The following is a 6,938-nucleotide window of genomic DNA, read 5'->3' on the forward strand; positions in this document are numbered from 1 at the left end:
GCATGCAGGATAATGATGATATAAAGGATGTTTTCCCTGAGGGGGAAGATTTTGATGCTGATTCAGGTCAAAAGGGATCAGGTTCCCATGTGCCGGAAGTACTGAAAAAGGAAGATGCGTTCAAAACCATACACCTTTCAGGGATGTACCAGAACTGGTTCCTGGATTATGCTTCCTATGTGATCCTGGAAAGGGCTGTACCTGATGTATATGACGGATTAAAGCCGGTTCAGCGAAGGATACTCCATGCCATGAAAGAGCTGGATGATGGCAGGTACAATAAGGTGGCCAACATCATCGGGCACACTATGAAGTATCATCCTCATGGAGATGCCTCCATAGGTGATGCTCTGGTACAACTCGGACAAAAGGACATTCTTATCGATACCCAGGGAAACTGGGGAAACATACACACAGGAGATAGTGCCGCTGCGCCACGTTATATTGAGGCCCGCCTATCGAAATTTGCCCTCGAAGTTGTCTTCAATCCCAAAACTACCCATTGGAAATTATCTTATGATGGCAGGAACAAGGAGCCTCTCGCCTTACCGGTGAAATTTCCTCTCCTGCTTGCCCAGGGAGTGGAAGGTATTGCTGTGGGACTTGCCTCTAAGATTTTACCCCATAACTTCATCGAATTAATCGATGCTTCTATAAATATTCTCCAGGAAAAAGATTTTATTATCCTTCCCGACTTTCCTACCGGAGGGCTGGCCGACTTCTCAAAATACCAGGATGGATCCCGTGGTGGTCGTGTCAGGATCAGGGCTCGTATTAATAAAATGGATAACCGTACCCTGGCTGTCACTGAAATTCCTTTTGGAACCACCACGTCAACACTTATCGACAGCATTGTTGCAGCCAACGATAAAGGTAAAATCAAGATCAGAAAAATCGATGATAACACGGCAGAGAATGTAGAGGTTCTCATACATCTCAATCAGGGTGTTAGTCCTGATCAAACCATAGATGCATTATATGCCTTTACAAGCTGTGAGGTTTCCGTTTCCCCCAATTGTTGTGTAATTGAAGAAGGTAAACCACGTTTTATCGATGTAAAGGAGATTCTGCGCATTTCTGTTAGAAATACCGTTAATCTGCTTACACGGGAATTGCAGATCAGGATGGCTGAATTGGAAGAACAATGGCATTTTTCTTCCCTGGAAAAGATATTCATTGAAAAGAGAATTTACCGAAAAATCGAAACCTGCGAGTCATGGGAGGAGGTGATAGAGACTATCGATAAAGGCCTTGCTCCTTATGTGAAAATGTTTAAACGGGCTATCACACGGGATGATATTGCCCAGCTTACGGAGATAAAAATAAAACGTATATCCAAATACAATTCGTTTAAGGCCGACGAACTGATAAAAAGCATTGAGACAGAAATGGAAGAGGTGGCTAACCACCTTGAGCATATCATCGATTATTCAATAAATTATTACCGGCAGATCAGGAAAAAGTACGGTAAGGGAAGAGAGAGAAAAACCGAGATCCGCAATTTCGATACCATTGAAGCTGTGTCTGTCGCAGCCGCCACCCAAAAACTTTATGTTAACCGTGAAGAGGGCTTTGCGGGAACTGCGCTGCGAAAAGATGAATACGTTTGCGATTGCTCAGATATTGACGATATTATTGTCTTCCGTTCCGATGGCACTTTCCTGGTCACCAAAATTGCCTCCAAGGTTTTTGTAGGTAAAAATATTATTCATATCGATGTCTTTCGCCGTAATGATGAACGTACAATCTATAATGTGGTTTATCGCGATGGCAAAGGCGGTGCTTCTTACGTTAAACGTTTTGCCGTCCTCGGAGTCACACGCGATAAAGAATATGACCTTACCATAGGTTCAGAGAATTCCAAAATTCTTTATTTCTCAGCAAATCCGAATGGAGAAGCCGAGGTTATCAAGGTGTTGCTGAAGCCTTTACCCAGGTTGAAAACCAAAAGTTTTGAATACGCTTTTAGCGACCTTGCCATTAAAGGTAGAAACTCCAAAGGAAATATCCTGACGCGCAAGCCTGTATTAAAGATACAGAAACAGGAGGAAGGCATCTCTACCCTTGGCGCAATGCATCTTTGGTATGATGAAACCGTACGCAGGCTTAACACTGATGAAAGGGGAAAATATCTCGGCGCTTTTAAAGGTGATGACAAAATATTCACCATCATGCGGTCGGGATCATGGAAACTTTATGGCTTTGACCTTTCATTACATTTTGAGGAGGATATGGCCTATATAGGGAAATTCGATCCAAAAGGAATCGTTTCTGTTGTCTATTTCGATGGAGAACAGGAAGTTCATTACCTCAAACGTTTTCATGTTGAAGACAGTGACAAGAAAACAGGTTTCCTTAACGATCATCCAGGGACACGGATGGTGGCTTTCAGCCTCGATTACCTGCCCAGGCTCGAGATGGACTTAACAAAGAAATCGGCCAAAAGCCCGAAAGAATCTATTATGCTCAGTGTAGCTGATTTTATTGCCATAAAAAGCCATAAAGCAAAAGGAAAAAGACTCTCAGTTCACCAGGTTTCCAAAGTACGATGGCTGGAGCCCATTCCTGTGGAAGTAAATATGGAGGAGATACCGGAAGAAGAAAACGGGACTCCGGTAAATGAGGATATACAGGAAACGCCTACATCACCAGAAATGGAACCGGTAACTAATGAAGATATAACGAAAAGCTCCCTTGAAAAACAAGATGATGATTCTGAGAATCATGGTGGTGCTCAACAAATGACTTTTGATTTTTAAAACCTTTATACAATGAAAAAAGACGACCGTATCCTGGACGTAAGTCCTGATGTCAAATGGATAGGTATCCTCGACTACGATATCGTTACTTTCGACGTAGTGATGGAGACCAAATACGGAACTACCTACAACTCTTATTTTATTGATGCCGAAAAGAAAACATTGATTGAAACCAGCAAAGAAAAATTCTGGGATGTTTATCTGGAAAAACTGAATCGGGTTTGCGACCCCTCCAAAATCGAATACATCGTTCTTGATCACACAGAACCGGATCATTCCGGCAATGTGAAAAATATACTTAAACTTGCACCGCAGGCTGTTGTCGTTGGCAGCGGAAATGCCATCCGTTACCTGTCGGATCTGATGGAAACGGAGTTTCGTTCCCTGGCTGTAAAAGACGGGGATACGCTTAGCCTGGGGAATAAAACCCTTCGCTTCATCAGTGCCCCTAACCTGCATTGGCCCGATTCAATATACACATACCTGGTTGAAGATAAAATCCTCTTTACCTGCGATTCTTTTGGGGCTCATTATTGCGATGCGGAAATGTTCGATGATACGATCCCGGATCATACCGATTCTTTTAAATACTATTTCGATGTCATCCTGAAGCCCTATAGCAAGTTCATGATCCGTGCCATTGAGAAGATAAAACCTCTTGATATTAGTGTCGTTTGTCCCGGTCACGGCCCAATACTTCGCCATAACTGGAAAAAATGGGTCGACCTTTCCGAAGAGTATGCCAGGGAATACCTGAGCTACCCGGTTACCAACAAGGTCTTCATCCCTTATGTCTCAGCGTATCACAAAACAGGGCTGCTTGCCGAGCATATTGCCCTGGGAATTAAAAAAGCCGGTGAGATTGAGGTTGTGGTAATGGATATTGAAAACACTTCCATTGGCGACCTGGATGCACAAATGACCAGCTCTTCCGCAGTTTTAGCTGGTTGCCCAACCATAAACCAGAATATTTTATTGCCGGTTTACAAATTATTTGCAGTAATAAACCCCATCAGGGATCATAAAAAACTTGCAGGTGGTTTTGGCTCCTATGGCTGGAGTGGAGAAGGAAAACAACTGATAGAATCTGCATTGAAGAATCTGAAACTCAGTTATTTTGAAGATGGGATATTTGTTAAATTCTCCCCTGACGTTAAAGATCTGAAAATGGCCGAAGATTATGGTTTTCGCTTTGGTAAAAAATTACTGGAAAACGCGAGTCAATAAACATAATTTTTTCGTTGGCCCTGAGTTTGTTATTTTGAAAACTTACATGTTGTAAAAAATGCTCAAAAAACTCCGGACTATCCTTGCTTTGTTTCTGCTTACCTCCGTATTCATGATGCTCTCATCCTGCACAATTGAATACAAACTGGCTAAACAATTCGTGGAGCACGCAGAAAAGCCCGCCCTAATGTATATTTCCCCTGATTATGTTTTCAAAACCAATCTAAAAAAGGATCAGATTCATGGATATCAGGAATTGGATGAGTTCGAACTTGATTCAACGCTATTTTTCAACAGTAGCTACCTTCAGCTCGTTGATGATTCCATCCTGCTAGCTGAATTTAACAAAAGATTCCTGGGTGAGATGGAAGCACTAGGAATTGAAACATTTTCCGATTTTCAGATGGATACATTCCTCATTATCAGGAAACCATCCTTTATCCTGAATATCGCACAGATGGAACTGGAAGAGTATATCCAGGAGTATCGTGACGAAGAAGTATTTGATGATTACCTTTATTATAAGGAAATTGATCTGAATGCTGTCGGGCTTAATGTTTGGTTTGAGTTTTCCAGGATGAACAAAGATGATGATGAACCTATTGTATTGTACGCGAGTCACTATGTAATGGACGGCTATTCCGGACAGTTTCGATATTACCCTTTTTCCGGAGAATTGTCATATGATTTTTCTGTTGACTCATTGAATGTCCAGGATATTTATGATCTTGCAGGATTCCTGGGCGAGAAATATGCCGGCTATACTTACGATTTTCTTATGAATATATACATTTATAGTAATGCTCCGGAAGATGTAAAGCCTGAACTCTATTATCATTACGACCGCAAGCGTAATGCCTTTGTCCCGGTGGATGACGACAGGTTTAAACCTGTTGAATAATTATCAGGGGGTAAAAAGGATTTTACCTCCCGACATGTTTTTTATATATTGAAATAATCCGCTTTCAAATTGGTCGATAGGTAATGTAGCTTGAATCGTAGTTTTTAGTTTACCTTCCAATATCCATTTTTGAATTTTTGCTGTTGCTTTCTGGAATCCTTCTTCTCCAACCTCCTTTTTCCAGTCATACAGGTTCCATCCTCTAAAGGCTTTTCCTTGAAATATCATTTCCAGGTTATCGAATGACCCGGTAGGTTTGCCGGATAATCCACCATAAATTACCAATTCTGAATTTCCGGGCATACTGTTTAAAATGATTCCGCTTAACTCACCTCCAACAGCATCGAGAGCCAGGCGTGTATCCAGTTTATGGGTCATCTTTTCCAGGATGTCTTGAAACCCTTCTTCCTGTTGGTTTATTACATATTGTTCGCCTTGTTGTAAGAGATAATCCGCTTGTTCAGATTTCCTGACGATATTAATCACGTTTATGCCTTCCATTGAAGCCATTTGCCTTATAAGGGACGCGACCTGCGAGCCTGCAGCATTTAAGAGAACAGAAGGGCATCCCTTATCTTTTACATGCCGGAACAGTCCAAATGCTGTGAGTGGATTGACGCTCAGGCAAGCTGCCTGGTCATCGGGAATGCCATCCTCAATGGGAATGCAGTCACCGCATCCTGCTACAAAATACTCCGACCACGTACCCCATTCTTTTTCCTGGGTAAAACAACTTACTCTTTTGCCATCCAACGCCTTTGCCTTAGGATCGTTTCCTGTAAGAACAACAATCCCCGCAGCCTCAAACCCTGGAATGGCCGGCAATGACTTACGAATATTATACCGCCCCTGAATGAAAGAAATGTCGGATGGGTTTATTGGGGCTGCAAGCAGATGGATTAGAACCTGATCGGGCTTAAGGCCGACTTCTTGGTCGAGGGTCTCAAGCCACATGCTTTTAGCTGCTCTGACAATATTCAGTGCATAATCGGGTATGCGTAAACAACGGATTTTCATGGTATTAAAGATTTCTGGCGTATGGGGTTGTTTCCTGGCCGGCAAATTCCTTTTTCAGGAAGGAGAAATATCCTGCAACCGCGATCATGGCTGCATTATCGGTAGTATATTCAAAACGGGGAATAAAAACATTCCAGCCCAGTTCTTCCTTCAGTTCCTGTAAACGGTTTCTTAGAGCAGAATTGGCAGAAACGCCACCGGCAATGGCAATCTCCTGTATTCCTGTTTCCTTACTGGCCTGAATGAGCTTATGCATTAAAACCTGAATGATGGTAAATTGAATGGATGCACAGAGATCTGCTTTGTTATTTTCAATAAACCCCTGGTCTTTCTTTAATTCGTCCCTGACAAGATAAAGAAATGATGTTTTTAAGCCGCTAAAACTATAATCCAGTCCTGGAATTTTAGGTTCCGGGAAAGAAAACCTAAATGGATCTCCACTTTTGGCCAGTTTATCCACCTCAGGTCCACCCGGATATGGAAGCCCCATGATTTTGGCAGCTTTGTCAAAGGCTTCACCGGAAGCATCGTCAAGCGTTTTTCCAATAACCTCGAACGTGTAGGGATCAGAAACCCTGACGATCTGGGTATGTCCTCCGCTTACTGTCAGGCAAAGGAATGGAAATGCCGGCACGGGATGCTCGCTGTCTTTTTGCTGGATGAAATGCGCCAGGATATGGGCTTTCATATGGTCAACCGCGATCAAACGGATGCCTGAAGCAAGTGCAAAAGATTTTGCAAATGAAGTACCTACCAATAAAGACCCTAAAAGCCCCGGACCATTGGTAAATGCTATCGCATCGAGGTTATTTTTACTTATATTTGCTACCTTTAATGCATGGTCGATAACGGGTATGATGTTTTGCTGGTGAGCCCTTGAGGCAAGCTCTGGAACAACGCCGCCGTAATGTCTGTGCACGTCCTGATTGGCAATGATATTCGACAAAATGGTGGTATCACGGATCACAGCAGCAGATGTGTCGTCGCAGGATGATTCTATGCCCAGGATGGTAATACTCATGTTGGATCTATCA

Annotated in this window: 5 protein-coding genes; 3 read left to right on the forward strand and 2 right to left on the reverse strand. The window is 42.6% G+C overall.

Annotation, left to right across the window (positions count from 1 at the left end; translation table 11 throughout):
• The first annotated feature begins 2 nt into the window (after positions 1-2).
• The 3 genes from KKA81_10055 to KKA81_10065 are packed head-to-tail and all read left to right on the forward strand — an operon-like array spanning position 3 to position 4,887.
• Complete coding sequence (locus KKA81_10055) at positions 3-2,759, forward strand: DNA gyrase/topoisomerase IV subunit A (protein MBU2651266.1); 2,757 nt, start codon at positions 3-5, stop codon at positions 2,757-2,759.
• A gap of 12 nt (positions 2,760-2,771) precedes the next feature.
• The gene (locus KKA81_10060) at positions 2,772-3,986 is read left to right on the forward strand and encodes an FprA family A-type flavoprotein (GenBank protein MBU2651267.1); all 1,215 of its coding nucleotides are present in this window, start codon (positions 2,772-2,774) and stop codon (positions 3,984-3,986) included.
• Positions 3,987-4,044: 58 nt separating this feature from the next.
• Entirely contained in the window at positions 4,045-4,887 is an 843-nt protein-coding gene (locus tag KKA81_10065; GenBank protein MBU2651268.1) for a hypothetical protein, read from the forward strand.
• Between the two features lie 3 nt (positions 4,888-4,890).
• Here KKA81_10065 and KKA81_10070 read toward each other — a convergent pair whose 3' ends face one another.
• Positions 4,891-5,904, reverse strand: coding sequence for a zinc-binding dehydrogenase (locus KKA81_10070; GenBank protein MBU2651269.1), 1,014 nt, complete (start codon positions 5,902-5,904; stop codon positions 4,891-4,893).
• A 4-nt stretch (positions 5,905-5,908) separates the two neighbouring features.
• Positions 5,909-6,925, reverse strand: a complete 1,017-nt coding sequence (gene tsaD, locus KKA81_10075) for a tRNA (adenosine(37)-N6)-threonylcarbamoyltransferase complex transferase subunit TsaD (protein ID MBU2651270.1) — start codon at positions 6,923-6,925, stop codon at positions 5,909-5,911.
• Positions 6,926-6,938: the final 13 nt, after the last annotated feature.

It is taken from the genome of Bacteroidota bacterium (assembly GCA_018831055.1).
In the GTDB taxonomy this organism is placed as follows: domain Bacteria; phylum Bacteroidota; class Bacteroidia; order Bacteroidales; family B18-G4; genus M55B132.

Coding starts and splice junctions, on each gene's coding strand:
- KKA81_10055 (MBU2651266.1), top strand. CDS start 3: ATGCAGGATAATGATGATATAAAGGATGTTTTCCCTGAGGGGGAAGAT.
- KKA81_10060 (MBU2651267.1), top strand. CDS start 2,772: ATGAAAAAAGACGACCGTATCCTGGACGTAAGTCCTGATGTCAAATGG.
- KKA81_10065 (MBU2651268.1), top strand. CDS start 4,045: ATGCTCAAAAAACTCCGGACTATCCTTGCTTTGTTTCTGCTTACCTCC.
- KKA81_10070 (MBU2651269.1), bottom strand. CDS start 5,904: ATGAAAATCCGTTGTTTACGCATACCCGATTATGCACTGAATATTGTC.
- tsaD (MBU2651270.1), bottom strand. CDS start 6,925: ATGAGTATTACCATCCTGGGCATAGAATCATCCTGCGACGACACATCT.